This is a genomic window from Duganella sp. LjRoot269 (assembly GCF_964254095.1).
Lineage (GTDB): Bacteria > Pseudomonadota > Gammaproteobacteria > Burkholderiales > Burkholderiaceae_D > Rugamonas > Rugamonas hordei.
Window position 1 is genome coordinate 686,028 of sequence record NZ_CAXUSL020000001.1, and the last position, 17,864, is coordinate 703,891.

At 62.0% G+C, this 17,864-nt stretch carries 22 protein-coding genes and 1 tRNA gene; 8 read left to right on the plus strand and 15 right to left on the minus strand.

What is annotated here, in order from left to right:
• Positions 1-6 precede the first annotated feature (6 nt).
• The gene (locus tag ACSQ3S_RS02925) at positions 7-198 is read right to left on the minus strand and encodes a hypothetical protein (protein WP_436141543.1); all 192 of its coding nucleotides are present in this window, start codon (positions 196-198) and stop codon (positions 7-9) included.
• Between the two features lie 285 nt (positions 199-483).
• Between ACSQ3S_RS02925 and ACSQ3S_RS02930 the strand changes: the two genes are divergently transcribed.
• Entirely contained in the window at positions 484-1,479 is a 996-nt protein-coding gene (locus ACSQ3S_RS02930; RefSeq protein ID WP_436141544.1) for an alpha/beta fold hydrolase, read from the plus strand.
• A gap of 53 nt (positions 1,480-1,532) precedes the next feature.
• Entirely contained in the window at positions 1,533-2,276 is a 744-nt protein-coding gene (locus ACSQ3S_RS02935) for a substrate-binding periplasmic protein (RefSeq protein WP_436141545.1), read from the plus strand.
• Between the two features lie 3 nt (positions 2,277-2,279).
• Here the strand turns inward: ACSQ3S_RS02935 and ACSQ3S_RS02940 are convergent, their stop codons facing one another.
• The 9 genes from ACSQ3S_RS02940 to petA form a co-directional block, all read right to left on the minus strand.
• Positions 2,280-3,164 carry a dienelactone hydrolase family protein gene (locus tag ACSQ3S_RS02940; RefSeq protein WP_436141546.1) on the minus strand — a complete coding sequence of 295 codons (885 nt, stop codon included), beginning with the start codon at positions 3,162-3,164 and terminating at the stop codon, positions 2,280-2,282.
• A gap of 108 nt (positions 3,165-3,272) precedes the next feature.
• Positions 3,273-3,620: an HVO_A0114 family putative DNA-binding protein gene (locus ACSQ3S_RS02945; protein ID WP_436141547.1), complete on the minus strand. Its 348-nt coding sequence runs from the start codon at positions 3,618-3,620 to the stop codon at positions 3,273-3,275.
• Complete coding sequence (locus ACSQ3S_RS02950) at positions 3,617-3,913, minus strand: toxin-antitoxin system TumE family protein (protein WP_436141548.1); 297 nt, start codon at positions 3,911-3,913, stop codon at positions 3,617-3,619. The genes ACSQ3S_RS02945 and ACSQ3S_RS02950 overlap by 4 nt, the downstream gene beginning before the upstream one ends.
• 115 nt (positions 3,914-4,028) lie before the next feature.
• A tRNA-Thr gene (locus ACSQ3S_RS02955) sits at positions 4,029-4,104 on the minus strand.
• Positions 4,105-4,130: 26 nt separating this feature from the next.
• On the minus strand, positions 4,131-4,622 hold the full coding sequence (locus ACSQ3S_RS02960) for a ClpXP protease specificity-enhancing factor (protein ID WP_436141549.1): 492 nt from the start codon (positions 4,620-4,622) through the stop codon (positions 4,131-4,133).
• Between the two features lie 91 nt (positions 4,623-4,713).
• Positions 4,714-5,325: a glutathione S-transferase N-terminal domain-containing protein gene (locus ACSQ3S_RS02965; protein ID WP_008443913.1), complete on the minus strand. Its 612-nt coding sequence runs from the start codon at positions 5,323-5,325 to the stop codon at positions 4,714-4,716.
• Between the two features lie 114 nt (positions 5,326-5,439).
• Positions 5,440-6,204 (minus strand): cytochrome c1, encoded by a 765-nt coding sequence (locus ACSQ3S_RS02970; protein WP_436141550.1) that lies wholly within the window; start codon positions 6,202-6,204, stop codon positions 5,440-5,442.
• Between the two features lie 32 nt (positions 6,205-6,236).
• Positions 6,237-7,649: a cytochrome b gene (locus ACSQ3S_RS02975; RefSeq protein WP_176652988.1), complete on the minus strand. Its 1,413-nt coding sequence runs from the start codon at positions 7,647-7,649 to the stop codon at positions 6,237-6,239.
• A 3-nt stretch (positions 7,650-7,652) separates the two neighbouring features.
• The gene (gene petA / locus ACSQ3S_RS02980; protein ID WP_176652987.1) at positions 7,653-8,261 is read right to left on the minus strand and encodes a ubiquinol-cytochrome c reductase iron-sulfur subunit; all 609 of its coding nucleotides are present in this window, start codon (positions 8,259-8,261) and stop codon (positions 7,653-7,655) included.
• Positions 8,262-8,632: 371 nt separating this feature from the next.
• Here petA and mscL point away from each other — a divergent pair, with 371 nt between their 5' ends.
• From mscL to ACSQ3S_RS02995, 3 genes are read left to right on the plus strand one after another with little or no spacing between them, the layout of a single operon-like run.
• Entirely contained in the window at positions 8,633-9,070 is a 438-nt protein-coding gene (gene mscL, locus ACSQ3S_RS02985) for a large conductance mechanosensitive channel protein MscL (RefSeq protein ID WP_413448352.1), read from the plus strand.
• A gap of 37 nt (positions 9,071-9,107) precedes the next feature.
• On the plus strand, positions 9,108-10,277 hold the full coding sequence (locus ACSQ3S_RS02990) for a Do family serine endopeptidase (protein ID WP_436141551.1): 1,170 nt from the start codon (positions 9,108-9,110) through the stop codon (positions 10,275-10,277).
• Between the two features lie 10 nt (positions 10,278-10,287).
• Positions 10,288-10,980, plus strand: a complete 693-nt coding sequence (locus ACSQ3S_RS02995; RefSeq protein ID WP_353403904.1) for a DUF2461 domain-containing protein — start codon at positions 10,288-10,290, stop codon at positions 10,978-10,980.
• 22 nt (positions 10,981-11,002) lie between these two features.
• On the opposite strand, the gene ACSQ3S_RS03000 is transcribed toward ACSQ3S_RS02995, so the two are convergent.
• From ACSQ3S_RS03000 to ACSQ3S_RS03020, 5 genes are all read right to left on the minus strand, one after another.
• Positions 11,003-12,043, minus strand: a complete 1,041-nt coding sequence (locus ACSQ3S_RS03000; protein ID WP_436141552.1) for an NAD(P)H-dependent glycerol-3-phosphate dehydrogenase — start codon at positions 12,041-12,043, stop codon at positions 11,003-11,005.
• A gap of 38 nt (positions 12,044-12,081) precedes the next feature.
• Positions 12,082-12,525: an SH3 domain-containing protein gene (locus tag ACSQ3S_RS03005; protein ID WP_176652982.1), complete on the minus strand. Its 444-nt coding sequence runs from the start codon at positions 12,523-12,525 to the stop codon at positions 12,082-12,084.
• Between the two features lie 93 nt (positions 12,526-12,618).
• Positions 12,619-13,101, minus strand: coding sequence for a protein-export chaperone SecB (secB, locus tag ACSQ3S_RS03010; protein ID WP_176652981.1), 483 nt, complete (start codon positions 13,099-13,101; stop codon positions 12,619-12,621).
• 150 nt (positions 13,102-13,251) lie between these two features.
• Complete coding sequence (gene grxC / locus ACSQ3S_RS03015; RefSeq protein ID WP_176652980.1) at positions 13,252-13,512, minus strand: glutaredoxin 3; 261 nt, start codon at positions 13,510-13,512, stop codon at positions 13,252-13,254.
• Positions 13,513-13,527: 15 nt separating this feature from the next.
• On the minus strand, positions 13,528-13,929 hold the full coding sequence (locus ACSQ3S_RS03020) for a rhodanese-like domain-containing protein (RefSeq protein ID WP_176652979.1): 402 nt from the start codon (positions 13,927-13,929) through the stop codon (positions 13,528-13,530).
• Between the two features lie 107 nt (positions 13,930-14,036).
• Here ACSQ3S_RS03020 and gpmA point away from each other — a divergent pair, with 107 nt between their 5' ends.
• Genes gpmA through ACSQ3S_RS03035 form a run of 3 tightly spaced genes read left to right on the plus strand, consistent with a single transcriptional unit; the run spans position 14,037 to position 17,861 of the window.
• Positions 14,037-14,783, plus strand: coding sequence for a 2,3-diphosphoglycerate-dependent phosphoglycerate mutase (gene gpmA / locus ACSQ3S_RS03025; protein ID WP_176652978.1), 747 nt, complete (start codon positions 14,037-14,039; stop codon positions 14,781-14,783).
• 48 nt (positions 14,784-14,831) lie between these two features.
• Positions 14,832-16,292 (plus strand): murein hydrolase activator EnvC family protein, encoded by a 1,461-nt coding sequence (locus ACSQ3S_RS03030; RefSeq protein ID WP_436144986.1) that lies wholly within the window; start codon positions 14,832-14,834, stop codon positions 16,290-16,292.
• Positions 16,293-16,307: 15 nt separating this feature from the next.
• Positions 16,308-17,861, plus strand: a complete 1,554-nt coding sequence (locus ACSQ3S_RS03035; protein WP_176652977.1) for a S41 family peptidase — start codon at positions 16,308-16,310, stop codon at positions 17,859-17,861.
• Positions 17,862-17,864: the final 3 nt, after the last annotated feature.

Below are 17,864 nucleotides of genomic sequence, written 5' to 3' on the forward strand. Positions count from 1 at the left end.
GGTGAATTACAGTGCTGCTTTTTCAGCTGCGGTCAGGCGCTTGGCGGTGATCGTCACCACTTGCATCTTGGCGGCGTCGGCTTTCACGGCGGCAGGCGCTGCGTGGGTTGCAGGCACTGCGGCGGTGGCGAACGAGGTAGCGCTGATGACGACGATTGCGGCTACGAAGATGGCTTCCATGTTTTTTGCGATGTTCATTTTGAGCTCCTTGGGTTGTGTGGTTCACTGCGTTTTGTCTTGCGTTGAGTGAACTATAGACAAGGGCTATCCGGCCAGCCACCGGCATGTGACGAACTGCAAAAAGCGGGGACCAGAATGCGGATTAGCGGTGTAAAGCCGCGTGGCCGAGAGATATTTCAAAAAATTGCTTGCTATTGAATAGTGCGCGATATATATTGAGCACATGGACAGCGCAAACCGCTCCCAAAACCGCATAAAACATAGTTCGCTATTAAATAACTACCTACTAAAATGGAGCCCGTCATGAGCAAAGATACCCAAGACCAAGCAGTGAATACCTCCCGCCGTTCCGCCCTGTTCGGTGGCGCCGGTGCCGCAGTCGCCGCCGTAGCCGTTCCGCTCGCCGCATTTGCAGGCGGCAATGCGCAAGCCGCCCCGGTGGTTCACGGCGGCGCGGTCAGCAAGACGGGCAGCACCATCACCACTCGCGACGGCGTCGAGATCTACTACAAAGACTGGGGTCCGAAGACCGGCCAGCCGGTGGTGCTGAGCCATGGCTGGCCGCTGAACGCCGACAGCTGGGAATCGGCGGCATTCCATTTGGCCAACAACGGCTTCCGCGTCATCATCCATGACCGCCGCGGCCACGGCCGCTCCAGCCAGCCGTGGGAGGGCAACGACATGGACCACTACGCCGACGACCTGGCGCAGCTGATCGAGGCGCTGGACCTGAAGAACATCATCCTGGCCGGCTTCTCGACCGGCGGCGGCGAGGTGGCGCGCTACGTGGGCCGCCACGGCACCAAGCGCATCGCCAAGCTGGGCCTGATCTCCGCCGTGCCGCCGCTGATGCTCAAGACCGCCACCAACCCGGGCGGCCTGCCGATCGAAGTGTTCGACGGCATCCGCGCCGGTTCGGTCGCCAACCGTGCGCAGCTGTACCTGGACATCGCCTCCGGTCCGTTCTATGGCTACAACCGTCCGGGCGCCAAGCCGTCGCAGGGCATCATCCAGGCGTGGTATGCGCAGGGCATGCAGGCCGGCCACAAGAACACCTACGACTCGATCAAGGCGTTCTCGGAAACCGACTTCCGCGACGACCTGAAAAAATTCGACAAGCCGACGCTGATCATCCACGGCGACGACGACCAGATCGTGCCGATCGACGCCGCCGGCAAGGCCTCGGCCGCCATCGTCAAGCACGCCAAGCTGATCGTCTACCCGGGTGCGCCGCACGGCCTGACCGACACCCACAAGGACAAGTTCAACGCTGATTTCTTGGCGTTCGCCAAGTCCTAAATGCAGAAAGGGCCGCCGGCGCAATGGGAAATTGTCCATGCTATATTGCAAGTATGAACAAGCTGCCGGCGGTGCTGATGATGCTGTGCGCTAGCGTGCTCCCCGGAGCTGCGCTGGCCGAGGTCGTCACCGTCTATACCAGCGCCAGGGTGGCGCCGCTGGTGGTTTCCGACGACCAGGGCATTTATCCCGACCTGATCCAATATTTAAACCGGCACGCACCAGGCGGGCTGAGCTTCAGGCTGGAATACCTGCCGCGCAAACGGCTGCAGCTGAAAGTGGAAAACGGCGAGCTGAACGGCATCGTCATCGGCATGATGCCGCGCTGGTTCGACGACGCCGCGCAGAAAAAATACCTGTGGACCACGCCGTTCGCGCTGGACCGCTACGTGGTGGTGTTACCGGCGGGACAGGCATACAGCCAGGCCAAGCCCGGTGCGCTGGCAGGGCGTTCGGTCGGCATGGTGCTGGGCTACAGCTATCCCGATCTGGAATCATGGATACGCCGGCAGGGTCTGATCCGCAGCGACGCTCCCAGCGACGATAAAAGCCTGGAAAAATTGCAGCTGGGACGGGTGGACAGCGTTGCCGCAGCCGAATCGGTCGTGCGCTACTACATGAAGGTGCACGGGATTCGCGAAGACAAACTCCAGCTGTATGGACTGCCTTCCAGCCCAACCGAGCGGCGCTTTCTGGTGCCCCATTCAAAGGCGGCGGTCTACGAAAAGATCGCCCCTGTCATCCGCAAACTCAAGGACGATCCCGAGTGGCAGCGCCTGGTTTCCAGATATGAATAAGCCCTAGCCCAGCCGCGCGTGGAAGAACTCCGTCGTGCGCTGCCATGCCAGCTTGGCGGCGGCGGCATCGAAGCGCGGCGTGGTGTCGTTGTTGAAGCCGTGCTCCACGCCGGGGTAGACGTGGTACTGGTAGTTCACGCCGGCCGCCTTCAAGGCCTGCTCGTAGGCGGGCCAGCCGGCGCGGATGCGTTCGTCGTTGCCGGCGTCGTTGATCAGCAGGTGCGCCTTGATATTCGCCACTTCGGCCGCCGGCGGCTGTGAACCGTAGAACGGCACGGCGGCCGCCAGTTCCGGCAATTGCGTCGCCAGGTAATTGGCGATGCCGCCGCCGAAGCAGAAACCGACCACGCCCAGCTTGCCGTTGCCTTCCGGCTGTTGCTGCAGCCAGCGCGCGGCGGCGACAAAGTCGGCGCGCGTCTTCGCCTGGTCCAGCTTGCCGAACAGGGCGCGCGCCTTATCCTCGTCACCGGGATAGCCGCCCAGTGTGAACAAAGCGTCGGGCGCGAAGGCGATGAAGCCGTCCAGAGCCAGGCGGCGGGCGATGTCTTCGATATGCGGATTGAGGCCGCGGTTTTCATGCACCACGAGCACCAGCGGCAGCTTGCCCTTGGCGTCGGCCGGCGAGACCAGGTAACCGCGCACCGTACCGTTGCCTTGCGACGAAGGCAGCTCAACGTAGCGGGTCTTGATGCGGCGGTCGTCGGCGGTGACGATGGGAGCGGCAAAGCTCGGGCTCAGCGCACCGAGCAGGCTGGCGGCGGTCGCGCCGCCGACCGCATAGCGCGCCGCCGATGACAGGAAGTCGCGGCGGGTGATGCCGCCATGCACATACTGGTCGAACAGCTTCAATACTTCCGGATCAAAATCGGCGGCGGTTTTGCGTGTCATGTCTCGGTTCCTCGGGGTAGGTGTCGATGGGCTAGTGTAGCGCAGCGCCGCTCCCGTGGCCGCCCGAGCGGGCGGAATATTTCTGCATATTCAACGTTGGTTTTTGGCTCAGGCCAGCACGGCTTCGAGCTTGAACTGCTCTGCTGTCAGACGAACCACTTGCGACTCCATGCGGACGATCCCGACCTTTTCCAGTTCGCCTACATCATGTTTTACCGAGTCAACGTCGCGGCCAAGACGTTCCGCAAGGGCGGTAATCGAATCAGGTTGCTCTTTGATTGCGCGAAACAGAGTCAGGTACGGGTCGATCAGCAACTTGAGCAATTCAGCAGGGTCCTCGAAGCTGATCATGCTTTCGGCTGGGATTGCTTTTTGCAGATCCGCTAGCTGGGCAAGTTCCCTTCCGCGCCGGAAGAACTCATTCTCATCTGCGATATTGATGGTTACGGTGTTCATTTTTTCTCCAACAGCGTACGCCAGTCTTGCTGGAAGCGCTTTTCGATGTCGTCGAGACTTGTGAATGGCACCGGTTCGACAACACCCATATGGTGCCGATGGTGGACTCCATGAGCATTGTCGTAGCCAATCACTCTGCCGTTATCTCGCTGGTACAGATCATGATTAATATACGCTAGGTTGTAACGCGTTACCTGTCCTTTTCCGTCAACCCAGACCTCACGGCGTACCAGACCATTTCCGCGCCTGTCGGAAATCTTGTGGACCTCATCGATGATCTTTTTATCGGCCATGATTGAACATGCTATGGCTGAAATCGCAGAAGGGCTCTGCGGGTGCGCAAAGGCTGAGGGGCCAGCTCAAAAGCAAAAAGCCCAGCCGGTGAGGGCTGGGCTTTCGGGATATTGCTGGTGCCGACTGCCGGTTTCGAACTGGCCACCTGATGATTACAAATCAACTGCTCTACCAAATGAGCTAAGTCGGCGAAACTTGTACGGGGCGAATTATACGCTATTTAATTCGCGTAAGGGTGGGGCGGCCGCCCTTTTTGGGCGGGTCGGTATCGTCGTCCGGGGCGCTTGGCACCTCGGTTTTGACCTCCGCCGCGGCAGGTGGCGCGGCTGCGGGAACCGCCGCCAGCACCGGCGCCGGCGCGCTGATTTCCTCGTCCGGAACCGGCTCGGCAAAGCCCAGTTGCGGCTCGAACGCCATGCCCTGGCCGTTCTCGTTGGCGTAGATCGCCATCACATTGTTGACCGGCACGTAGATCTCGCGCGAGACGCCGCCGAAGCGGGCGTGGAAGCGGATGCTGTCGTTGTCCATCTTCAGGCCCGAGGTGGCGCCGAAGCTGATGTTAAGGACGATTTCGCCCTTTTTCACATACTCCATCGGCACCGTGGTCGAGGCGTCGACCTTGACGGCGAGGTAGGGCGTGTAGCCGCTATCGGTGCACCACTCATAAATGGCGCGCAGCATGTAGGGCTTGGTTGAGATTTCAGACATGGTATTCCAGACTGCAGTAAAACACGGCGCGCCGCCCGCTAAGGCCGGCAAACGCGCCGATGGACTTCAAGTAAAACGGCCTGCTCCGCAATTAACGGCGCATGACCTTTTCCGACGGCGTCAGCGCTTCGATATAGGCAGGGCGCGAGAAGATGCGCTCGGCGTACTTCATCAGCGGCGCGGCGGTCTTCGACAGTTCGATGCCGTAGTGATCCAGACGCCACAGCAGCGGCGCGACCGCCACGTCCAGCATCGAGAACTCGTCGCCCAGCATGTACTTGTTCTTCAGGAACAGCGGCGCGAGCGTGGTCAGGCGGTCGCGGATTTCGGCGCGGGCCTTGTCGTGGCTCTTGTCGTTGCTCTTGGCGCGTTCGCTTTCGAGCACGTGCACGTGCACAAACAATTCCTTCTCGAAGTTGAACAGCATCAGGCGCGCACGCGCGCGCATCAACGGATCGGCCGGCATCAGCTGCGGATGCGGGAAGCGCTCGTCGATGTACTCGTTGATGATGTTCGATTCGTACAGGATCAATTCACGTTCGACCAGGATAGGCACCTGACCATACGGATTCATGGTCGAGATGTCTTCCGGCTTGTTGAACAGGTCGACGTCGCGCACCTCAAAGTCCATGCCTTTTTCAAACAGGACCAGACGGCAGCGTTGCGAAAATGGGCAGGTTGTACCCGAGTAGAGAACCATCATTTTTATAGTTCCTTAGAAGAACAAAGGGGGTGACGCCGCGAACGGATCACCCCGGATCGATCGCCCGCCAGCGCGGGCATCGCAAAACAAGCGCCGGCCAGCCGGCGCTCTCGATTATTTAACTTCTTTCCAGAACGACGCGTTCAGGCGCCATGCCAGGAAAGCGAACATCGCCATGAACAAGACCACGGCCACGCCCAATTTTTTGCGGGTCTGCGCTGCAGGTTCCGCCATCCACTCCATGTAACCGACCAGGTCGGCCACCGCAGTGTCATATTCCAGCTTGCTCAGTTTGCCCGGCGTGACTTGCTCGAAGCCGGCGAACTGGTGGGTCTTCTTGCCTTCCTCGTGCGGATCGGCCACTTCTTCCATCTTGACCTTCTGCACGCCCTGCAGTTCCCACAACACGTGCGGCATCGCCACATTGTTGACCACCAGGTTGTTCCAGCCGGTCGGGCGGGTGTCGTCCTTGTAGAAGGTGCGCAGGTAGGTGTACAGGTAGTCGCCGCCGCTGCCGGCGCCCGACGCTTTCGCGCGCGAGATCACCGACAGGTCGGGCGGCACCACGCCGAACCATGCTTTCGCATCTTTCGGATTCATGGTGGTGGTCATCATTTCGCCGACCTTGTCGCCGGTGAACAGCAGGTTGGCCTTGATTTGCTCTTCCGTCAGGCCCAGGTCGCGCAGGCGGTTGTAGCGCATCGACGACGCGTTGTGGCAGTTCAGGCAGTAGTTGACGAACAGCTTGGCGCCATGCTGCAGCGCGGCCATGTCGTTCGAGCGGTCCGGTGCCTTGTCGAGCGCGACGCCGCCTTCGTTGGCCAGGGCCAGGCCCGGCAGCAGTGCCAGGATGGCGAGCAGTTTTTTAGAAAAATTCATGTAATGTCCTTTGTGTACTTTAGCCGAGTCGATCAGTGCGCGTGGAACACTACGCGGTCAGGAACCTTCTTGAACGTGCCCATGGCGCTCCACCAAGGCATGAACAGGAAGAAGCTAAAGTAAAGCAGGGTGCATACTTGCGAGAACAGCGTGCGGCCTTCGGTCGGCGGCAGGGTACCGAGGTAGCCCAATGCCAGGAAGCAGAAGAAGAACACGCCGTACACATACTTGTGCCAGCTTGGGCGGTAGCGGATCGACTTGACCGGCGACTTGTCCAGCCAAGGCAGGAAGGCCAGGATCACCACCGACGAACCGAAGAACACCACGCCCCAGAACTTGGCGTCCAGCACCTGCGGCAGCATGCCGATGATGGCGACCAGCGCGATGACGGCGATGGCGGTCTTGACCAAGCTCGACAGGCGCGACTTCAGCCACACGAACACCACGTAGGCGGCGACGAAGAACATCAGCACCCACATGAAGTCGGCGGTGGTGGCGCGCAGCACCGAGTAGAACGCGGTGAAGTACCAGGTCGGCGCGATGTGCAGCGGGGTCTTCAGCGAGTCGCCCGGCAGGAAGTTGTTGTACTCCAGGAAGTAGCCGCCCATTTCCGGCGCGAAGAACACGACGGTGCTGAAGATCAGCAGGAACACGGACACGCCGAACAGGTCGTGCACGGTGTAGTAAGGGTGCGACGGGATGGAGTCGACCGGGTGGCCGTCGGCGCCCAGGTTTTCCTTCACTTCGATGCCGTCCGGATTGCTCGAGCCGACTTCGTGCAGCGCGATCAGGTGGGCGGCCACCAGGCCCAGCAGCACCAGCGGGATCGCGATCACGTGGAAGGCGAAGAAGCGGTTCAGGGTGGCGTCGGAGACGACGTAGTCGCCGCGGATCCACAGCGACAGGTCAGGGCCGATCAGCGGAATCGCGCCGAACAGGTTGACGATCACTTGTGCGCCCCAGTACGACATCTGGCCCCATGGCAGCAGGTAGCCGAAGAAGGCTTCGGCCATCAGGCACAGGAAGATGGCGAAACCGAACAGCCAGATCAGCTCGCGTGGCTTGCGGTACGAGCCGTACAGCAGGCCGCGCGTCATGTGCAGGTAGACGATGATGAAGAAGGCCGACGCGCCGGTCGAGTGCATATAACGCACCAGCCAGCCCCACGGCACTTCGCGCATGATGTATTCGACCGAACCGAAGGCCAGGTTGGCGTCCGGCTTGTAGTGCATGGTCAGGAAGATGCCGGTGACGATCTGCAGCACCAGCACCAGCATGGCCAGCGAGCCGAAGATGTACCAGAAATTGAAGTTTTTCGGAGCGTAGTACTTGCCCCATTGGTCATTCCACAGCTTCGTCAGCGGGAAACGGTCGTCGACCCAGCCCAGTGCTTTTTGTGCGGCCGGTGCATCGGCCGGGAATTTTGTCTCTTTGAAAGCCGCCATGATTTACGCCTCGCCTTTCTCGTCTTTACCAATGACCAGCTTGGTGTCGCTCAGATACATATGACGCGGCACTTGCAGATTGTCCGGCGCAGGCTTGTTCTTGAACACGCGGCCGGCCATGTCGAAGGTCGAGCCGTGGCATGGGCACAGGAAGCCGCCTTCCCAGTCGTCCGGCAGCGATGGCTGCGGGCCCGGGGTGAATTTCGACGATGGCGAGCAGCCCAGGTGGGTGCAGATGCCGACGGCGATCAGGATTTCAGGTTTGCGCGAGCGCCATTCGTTGCGGGCGTACTCAGGGGTGAATTCTTCCGGGTTGCGCTTGGAGTCGGCGTCGGCCACTTTGCCGTCGGTCTTCTTCAGCGATGCCACCATTTCAGGGGTGCGCTTGATGATCCAGACCGGCTTGCCGCGCCATTCCACGGTTTTCATTTCGCCCGGGTTGAGGGTAGAAATATCCACTTCCACCGGTGCGCCGGCGGCTTTTGCGCGCTCGGACGGCTGGAACGTGCTTACCAGTGCCCCGGCGGTTGCCAGACCCACTACACCACCCGCCGCGCCTGTAGCGACGAGCAATCCGCGTCGGCCGGAATCGACCTGCTTTTCGATACTCATACAAACCCCAATCAGTCAAAGTGCGAACAAAATCTGAAAACCGCGAACAAAACCTGAAATCTGAAAACTTGTTGAAGCACGAATATAGCTTCTAGCAACCTTAAATTATAAGGTAAGCGTGATACGAATTAAAGCAAAAACGTTGCCGCAATCCCAATTGGGCGGTTTTCCGCACCGTTTTGGGCTTGAAATCTGCCGGGGCCGCCCCCTACTGGCGGACTTTTCACCCGTAATATTGATGCAAGACAAATTTATAGCGTAATTTGCGTTGCCGGTGCGCAAAGGGCAAGCGTGTTTGGAATCTAATTGAAAAAATAGTATGATCCAGACGCGGTTTTGTTCACAATTGACCACACAGCGGGGATAAGAAAATGTCAATGATGCAGGAATTTAAAGAATTCGCGATGAAGGGCAATGTGGTCGACCTCGCGGTTGGTGTGATCATCGGCGGCGCCTTCGGCAAGATCGTCGATTCGCTGGTGGCCGACATCATCATGCCGCCGATCGGCAAGCTGTTCGGCGGGCTGGACTTCGCCAACTACTATCTTCCGCTGAACGGCCAGGCCGCGAACCTGAGCCTGGTCGAGGCGAAAAAACTGGGCGCGGTATGGGCGTACGGTAATTTTGCTACTATCCTGTTGAACTTTGTGATCCTGGCGTTTGTCATCTTCCAGATGGTGCGCCTGATGAACAAGGCGCGCACGCTGAGCACCAAGGCGGATGCGGCGGCCGAAGCGGCGGCGCCACCGCCGCCGACGCCGGAGGATATCGTGCTGCTGCGCGAAATCCGCGACTCCCTGAAGAAATAAACAAGGACGCCGTCCAGCGGACGGCGGGTAGGAAGCTATGCGACGACTCTGGTTATTGTTTGCGCAAACGGTGACCGTCGTACTGGCACTGTATTTTGTCTACGCGGCCGTGGGGCCGGAGCGGCGCGCGCCGGTGCGCCTGCAGCAGATGGGCAACGCCGACCATCCGGCCGTGATGCTGGAAGCGGCGCCCGGCAAGGCGCCGGCCTCGGCGGGTGGCTCCTACCGCGCGGCGGCGGCGCGGGCGATGCCGGCCGTGGTCAACATCATCACCACCAAGACACCCAAGCGCGGCAAGCATCCGCTGCTGCGCGATCCCTTCTTCAAGAAATTCTTCGGCGACCGCGACCATGACGGCGAGAACGACGACGAAGAGTCCAGCCTGGGTTCGGGCGTCATCGTCTCCGGCGAAGGCTACATCCTGACCAACAACCACGTGGTCGAGGCGGCCGACGAGATCGAGGTGGTGCTGGCCGACGGCCGCAAGGCCGGCGCCAAGCTGGTCGGCACCGATCCGGAGACCGACCTGGCGGTGATCAAGATCTCGCTGGAAAAGCTGCCGGTGATCGTGCTGGGCCAGGCCGAGCAGGCGCAGGTCGGCGACGTGGTGCTGGCGATCGGCAATCCGTTCGGCGTCGGCCAGACGGTGACGATGGGCATCATCTCCGCGCTGGGGCGCAACAACCTGCACATCAACCATTTCGAGAATTTCATCCAGACCGACGCCGCCATCAACTTCGGCAATTCCGGCGGCGCGCTGGTGGACGCCAACGGCAACCTGCTCGGCATCAACTCGGCGATCTATTCGCAGACCGGCGGCTCGGTCGGCATCGGCTTCGCGATCCCGGTGTCGACCGCCAAGTCGGTGATGGAGGCCATCATCAAGTCGGGCCACGTGGTGCGCGGCTGGATCGGCGTCGAGACGCAGGAGATCACGCCGGAGCTGGCCACCAGCTTCGGGCTGACGCGCCAGAGCGGCGCCATCATCGCCGGCGTGGTGCGCAACGGCCCGGCCGACAAGGGCGGCATGAAGCCGGGAGACATCCTGCTGTCGGTGGACGACAAGCCGGTCACCGACACCAACGACATGCTCAACGTCATCGCCCAACTCGTTCCGGGCGGAAAAGCTAAAATGCGGGTCTTGCGCAAGAGCCGCGAGACCACGCTGGACATCACGGTCGGCAAGCGACCGGCCGGCGCCAAATAAGGATTACTGAATGCATCTGCGCGACCTGACTCAATTCCTCAAAGAACTGGCGGACAACAACAACCGTCCATGGTTCATCATGAACAAACCGCGCTACGACATCCTGCGCGAAGAATTCCTGCAAGTGGTGACGGAGATGATCGCCGAACTGGGCAAGTTCGATCCGGCCGTCAAGTTCAGCAATCCGAAGAAGGCGATGTTCCGCATCAACCGCGACGTCCGCTTCGCGCATGACAAGAGCCCGTACAAGACGCGCTTTTCGGCGGCGGTGGCGCCGAACGACATGCGCCGCCCGAGCAAGGCGGGCGGGCCGACTTACTACATGCAGATCGACGGCTCCGGTCGCATGCTGTTCGGCGCCGGCGAATACATGCCGCCGGCGTCGCGGCTGAAGGCGCTGCGCCAGCACATGGTCGACGACGCGGCCGGCTTCAGCAAGGTGTTGAAGAACAAGAAGCTGAAAGCGACCTACGGCGACATCCAGAACGAAGGCAAGCTGATGCGGCCGCCGAAAGGTTTCGACCCCGAGCACCAGCACATCGAGTACATCAAGCTGAAGAGTTTCTTCGTCTGGACTGAGATCGACCTGCCGCTGAACAAGCCGGAACTGCTGGTGCCGACGCTGGCCGCCGGCCTCAAGGATGCCTTCCCGCTGGTCCAGTGGATGCGGGAAGCCAAAGAAGAAGTGGGAGAGGAAGAGTAAGTTTAACTTGGCTTAGCTTAACTTAGCGCTTCACTTTTTCATCGCGCGGGTCGCGCGACAGCAGGCGCGCCACCATCGCTTGCGGCTGGTCGCCGTCGAACAGCACGCCGGCCACCGCGTTGGTGATCGGCATGTCGACGCCCAGGTTGGCCGCCAGCTCGCGCACCGCCTTCGAGCACGGCACGCCTTCGGCCACATGGCCCAACTCCTGCACGATGGTGTCCAGCGCCTTGCCCTGCGCCAGCCCGAGGCCGACGCGGCGGTTGCGCGACAAATCGCCGGTGCAGGTCAGGATCAGATCGCCCATGCCGGTCAGGCCCATGAAGGTTTCGGTCTGGCCGCCCAAGGTGGTACCTAGCCGGGTGATTTCCGCCAGCCCGCGCGTGATCAGCGCGGCGCGGGCGTTCAGGCCCAGCCCCAGTCCGTCGGCCACGCCGGTGGCGATGGCCAGCACGTTCTTCACCGCGCCGCCCACTTCCACGCCGACCAGGTCTTCGCTGGAATACACGCGCAAATTACCGCCGTGAACCGTCGCCACCACGCAGTCGCGCAGCGCCGCAGAGCTCGAGGCGATCGTCAATGCGCACGGCAGGCCGCGCGCCACTTCCTGCGCGAACGACGGGCCGGACAAGGCGCCACCCGCCACGCCGGGCCCCAGCACTTCGCGCACGATCTGGTGCGGCAGCAGGCCGGTGCCGTATTCGAAACCCTTGCACAGCCACACCACGTTGGGGATGGTCCGCCCCTTGAGCGATTCCAGCAGCGGCCGCAGTCCCGCCACAGGGCAGGCCGCGATCAGCAGGTTGTCCGGAGCGGCCACATGGGCCAGCGCGGCGTCGAAACCGACGGCCACGTTCAGGCCGGGCGGGAATGGATAGCCGGGCAGGTATTCGGTGTTTTCGCGGACGCGGCCCATTTCCTGCAGGGCGGCGCCGTTGCGGCCCCACAGCAGCACGTCGTGACGCTGGGCCAAGGCCATGGCGACAGCGGTACCCCAGGCGCCCGCGCCCAGCACGGCCACCTTGCGGACTGCTGCCGCGGGTTTGTTTTGATGTTCTTGCATGGGACCTCATTCAGTGCCGGATGGCACTGCTACGGCAATTATATGCCCCAGACTTCGGAATTCTTGACGTAGCCGACCAGGCCGTCGCGATGACGCACCTTGAGCCAGCCGCCGGCCGCCGCTTCGGTCACTTCCAGCAGCACGCCCTTGTCGGCGGTGAACACGGCGGCGGCGCTGTCGTCCGGCGTGGCGCGGATCTTCAGGTTGGGCGTGCGGATGATGACGTTGCGCTTGGCGGTCAGGCCCTTGGCCTCGGTCCACGCCAGTTCGCCGTTGACGTCGCGCACTTTCAGCCAGTCGCCGTAGGCCAGCACCACTTCCAGTGGCGCGCCGCGCGGCACGACAAACAGCTTGCCGCCCTTGGTCGATGGAGCGTCGTACAGGATGACCGGTGCGGAGCCCACCGTCTTGAAGTCGAACGCGTGGCTGCCGGCTGCTGCCAGCATCATGGTCAGACCTGCGATCAAACGGGGAAGAGTCATGGAATTACCTTGCAGGGGGACAGCGCAAACGCATGTCGGGTGATGCAGCTGCCGGACATGGCGTCCGGCAGCCAGGGTATTGCTTGCTACAACTTAGTGCGTGGTGGCACCGTCGGCGGCGGCTGGTGCGGCGGCTGCCGCGTCAGCGATCGCTTGCATGCGCTGCTGGTAGAACACTTCGAAGTTGATCTCGGCCAGGTGCACTGGTGGGAAACCGGCACGGGTGATCACGTCGGCGATGTTGGCGCGCAGGTAAGGGTAGACGATGTTCGGGCAGCCGATACCCAGCAGCGGATCCAGTTGATCGGCAGGGATATTGCGGGCTTCGAAGATGCCGGCTTGCTTGCCTTCAACCAGGAATGCGACTTTGTCTTTGACTTTGGCGGTCACGGTGATGGTGACGGTCGATTCGAACACGCCATCGGCCAGCGGCTCGGCGCCTACGTCCAGCGCTACTTCGATGGTTGGCGCTTCCTGTTCCAGGAAGATTGCTGGGGAATTCGGTTGTTCCAGCGACATGTCTTTCAGGTAGACGCGTTGGATTTGGAATACTGGTTGCAGGTTTTCGTCAGACATGGAACGCTTTCGTTATAGTGAAAACGAGCGGCACGGGCCGCTCAAATAAGTTTGCTTTAAATAGGCTCAAATCAAACGCGAGGGCAATTGTATCAAAACCATTATGGTTTCCAAGGATTTCCACCACCCTCACGTTGTATTTGGGGTTCGTTAGCCATTTAACAAGGGTGACAGGCCACCGGCTTGATCCAGCGCATACAAATCATCGAAACCGCCGACATGGGTGTCGCCGATATAGATTTGCGGCACGGTGCGGCGGCCGGTCTTTTGCATCATCAACATGCGCTGTTCCGGGTCCAGGTCGACGCGGATCTTTTCCAGGCCGGTCACGCCCTTGGCTTCAAGCAGGCGCTCGGCGCGCACGCAGTATGGGCAAACGGCGGTGGTGTACATGATTACACGGGCAGTCATCAGGCATTCTCCCTGTTATTTAGCCAACGGCAGGCCGGCTTTTTGCCATGCGGCAATGCCGCCGTCCAGGTTGACCACGTCGGCGAAGCCGGCCTTGGCCAGTTTAGCAGCGGCCGACGAAGCACGCGCGCCACTCTGGCAGACCACGATGATGCTCTTGCTCTTGAACTTGTCCAGTTCGCCGATGCGGGTGGACAAGTCGCCCAGTGGAATATTCTTGGCTTCCGGCAAGTGACCAGCGGCGAATTCCTTGGCGTCGCGTACGTCTACAATGGTGGCTTTGCCGCGGTTAATCAACAGCGTCACCTCTTGCGCGCTGGCGCGTTTGCCGCGCTGGGTCAGTACCGGCCACAGCAGGGCGCCGCCCGACAACACGACGATGGCGATGATGAAAATATTGTCAATGAAGAATTTCACAGGGTTCCAATGGTTTAAGTCAATCCGCGCATTATAAAATAGAAGCTGCAAGAGTTCTCGCAACACCGGTTTTTAGTCCCGTTCACTCCTTTTTGAAGATAGTTCACATGTATAAAATCGTATTCATGCGCCATGGCGAATCCACCTGGAATCTTTCGAATCGCTTCACCGGCTGGACCGACGTGGACCTGACCGCGAAGGGCATCAGCGAAGCCAAGGCGGCCGGCAAGGTGCTGAAAGAGTCAGGTTACACCTTCGACCTGGCCTACACCTCGGTGCTCAAGCGCGCCGTGCGCACGCTGTGGCTGGCGCTGGACGAGATGGACATGATGTACCTGCCGATCAAGAACGACTGGCGCCTGAACGAGCGTCACTACGGCGCGCTGCAGGGCCTGGACAAGGGCGAAACCGCCGCCAAGTACGGCGACGAGCAGGTGCTGGTATGGCGCCGCAGCTACGACACGCCGCCGCCGCCGCTGGACGCCAACGACGACCGCGCCTCGTACAACGACCCGCGCTACGCCGGCCTGGACAAGGCGCAGATCCCGCTGACCGAATGCCTGAAGGACACCGTGGCCCGCGTGATGCCGGCGTGGGACGAGGAAATCGCCCCGGCCATCCGCGCCGGCAAGAAAATCATCATCTCGGCCCACGGCAACAGCCTGCGCGCGCTGATCAAGATGCTCGACGGCATCAGCGACAACGACATCGTCGGCCTCAACATCCCGAACGGCCAGCCGCTGGTGTACGAACTGGACGAGAACCTGAAACCGATCCGTCACTACTACCTCGGCGACGCCGACGCGATCGCCGCCGCCCAGGCCGCCGTCGCCAACCAGGGCAAGGCCAAGTAGTTGTCGCATTCTTCATTCCGGAAATGGCGTGGCGCAAGCGTCACGTTGATGTTGATGGCCGCGTTGGGCGGGCCGGCACACGCCGCCCAGTTCGGCAAGACCACCGAGCGCAGCAAGCAGAAAGCGGCGGCCGAGGCCGAGCGCGCCGGCTTGCAGCAAAAGCTCAGCGCGCTCAAGAAGGACATCGGCAAGACCGAAAGCGCCAAGGACGACGCGGCCGACACGCTGGCCGAGTCCGAACAGGCGATTTCGGACGCCAACCGTTCGCTGCGCGACCTGGCGCAGGAGCAGGGCGACACCAACACCCGGCTGCAGCAGCTGTCGGCCGAGCACGACCGGCTGGCGGCCACGGTCGCCCAGCAAAAGCAGCAGCTGGCCAAGCTGCTGCGCGATCAATATGTCGCCGGCAATGAAGACCGCATCAAACTGCTGCTGTCCGGGGACAACCCGAACCGCATCAACCGCGACCTGCAGATGATGGCCTATGTGTCGCAGGCCCAGGCGCGCCTGCTCGATTCGCTGCGCGCCAACCTGAAGGCGGTCGAGGTCAACCAGGCCGCGGCGCAGAACGCCAAGGACGAGCTGCAGGAAATCGCCGAGGAAGAACTGCAGCAGAAAGCCAAGCTGGAGCAGGAAAAAGGCCGTCGCGCCGAGCTGCTGGCCTCGCTGTCGAAAAAACTGGTGGCCCAGCGCAAGGAAGCCGGCAACGTCGAGCGCGACGAAAAGCGCATGGCCGGTCTGGTCGACAAGCTGGCCAAGCTGATCGAGGAGCAGGCGATCGCCGCCGCCGCCGAGAAGAAGCGCCAGGAACAACTGGCCGCCGCCCGCGCCGAGGCCAAAGCCAAGGCCGAAGCCGAGGCGCGCGCCCAGGCCAGGGCCAAGGCCGCCGCCGAAGCTGAGCGCCAGCGCCTGGCCAAGGCCAACGGCGCCAAGTCCGGCACGATCAAGCCGCAGCAACCGCAGCCGGCCAAGTCCGACGCGATCGACGCCGACGAACCGAAAGTGGCGCAGCAAAAGCCGGAGGAGGCGCCGAAGTCCGCCCCCGCGCCGGCCCCGCGCGACGAAAAACCGGCCGCGCCGGCAGACATCGCCCTGGCGCCGGCCGCACCGGCCGGCGCCTTCGCCGCCCAGAAAGGCCAGCTGCGCGCGCCCGTCACCGGCAAGGTCGCCGCCAAGTTCGGCACCAAGCGCGGCGACGGCCCGAGCTGGAAGGGCGTCTTCATCCGCGCCGCCGAGGGTTCGGACGTGCGCGCCGTGGCCGCCGGCCGGGTGGTGTTTGCCGAATGGCTGCGCGGCTTCGGCAACCTGATCATCGTCGACCACGGCGGCCAGTACATGAGTATTTACGGCAATAACCAGGCGCTGCTGAAACGGGCCGGCGACATCGTCAAGGCCGGCGACCCGATCGCCAGCGCGGGTAACAGCGGCGGCAACGAGGAATCGGGGCTATACTTTGAACTTCGCCATCAGGGCACGGCATTCGATCCGGCTGGCTGGATCAAGTTTTAAGGTTCGCGGAAAAACATGGGCAACAAAGTCAAGAGCATCGGCCTGATCGGCCTCGGTATGGTGGCCGGTGTCGCCGCCTCCTTGCAGTTTTCCGCCATCGCGCAAAAAGTCACCGGCTCGCCGCTGCCGCTGGAGGAACTGCGGCAGCTGTCCGACGTGTTCGGCCTGATCAAGTCCGACTACGTTGAAAACGTCGACGACAAGAAGCTGCTGACGGAAGCCATTTCCGGCATGGTCGCCTCGCTCGATCCGCATTCGGTCTACCTGGATAAAAAAGCCTTCCGCGAAATGCGCGAGACCGTGGCCGGCAAGTTCGTCGGCATCGGCGTCGAAGTCGGCATGGAAGACGGCTACATCAAGGTCGTCTCGCCGATCGAGGATTCGCCCGCCTTCAAGGCCGGCATCAAGACCGGCGACCTGATCACCCGCATCGACGGCACGCCGATCAAGGGCATGTCGCTCGACGAAAGCGTCAAGAAGATGCGCGGCGAGCCGCACTCCAAGGTCACCGTCACCATCAGCCGCAAGGACGAGGACAAGCCCATCATCCTGTCCATCCTGCGCGAGGAAATCCGCGTCCAGAGCGTCAAGGCCAAGATCGTCGAGCCGGGCTACGCGTGGCTGCGCATCTCGCAGTTCCAGGAGCCGACCGTCGAAGACATGGCCAAGAAGATCGCCGCGCTATACGCGCAGGACCCGCACATCAAGGGCCTGGTGCTCGACCTGCGCAACGATCCGGGCGGCGTGGTGCCGGGCGCGATCGGCGTCTCGGCCGCCTTCCTGCCCAAGGATTCGGTGATCGTCTCGACCAACGGCCAGCTGCTCGACTCCAAGCAGACCTTCTACGGCCGCAGCGAGTTCTACTCGGTGCGCGGCAAGAACGATCCGCTGGCCAAGCTGCCGGCCGCGCTGAAGGATGTGCCGATGGTGGTGCTGGTCAACGCCGGTTCGGCGTCGGCATCGGAAATCGTCGCCGGCGCGCTGCAGGACTACAAGCGCGCCACCATCATGGGCACGCAGACCTTCGGCAAGGGCTCGGTGCAGACGCTGCGCCAGCTCACCGCCGACACCGCCGTCAAGCTGACCACCGCGCGCTACTACACGCCGCACAACCGTTCGATCCAGGCGCGCGGCATCGTGCCCGACCTGATGGTCGACGAAACCGCCGACGGCGACGGCTTGAACAGCCTGCGCGTGCGCGAAGCCGATCTGCAAAAGCACCTGGGCAACGACAAGGATCCGGAAGCCGACGGCGCCGTCAAGAAGGCCCTGAGCGCGCAGCGCGACGAGCTGGAAGATGACCAGCGGCTGTCGGCGCTGGCCAAGAAAGCCAAGCCGGTGGAATTCGGTTCGAAGGACGACTTCCAGCTGGCGCAGGCGATCAACCACTTCAAAGGCTTGCCGGTCAAGCTGTCGAAAGCCGAGGCCACGCCGGCGGCTGGCGGCGGCGAAGTCGGCGAGATCAAGTCGGACAGCAAGACCGATCCGAAACCCGCCGTGACCAAGCCCGACACCAAACCCAAGGCCAGCGAAAAAAAGCCGGCCTTGAAACAGCCGGTGACGCAATAACGG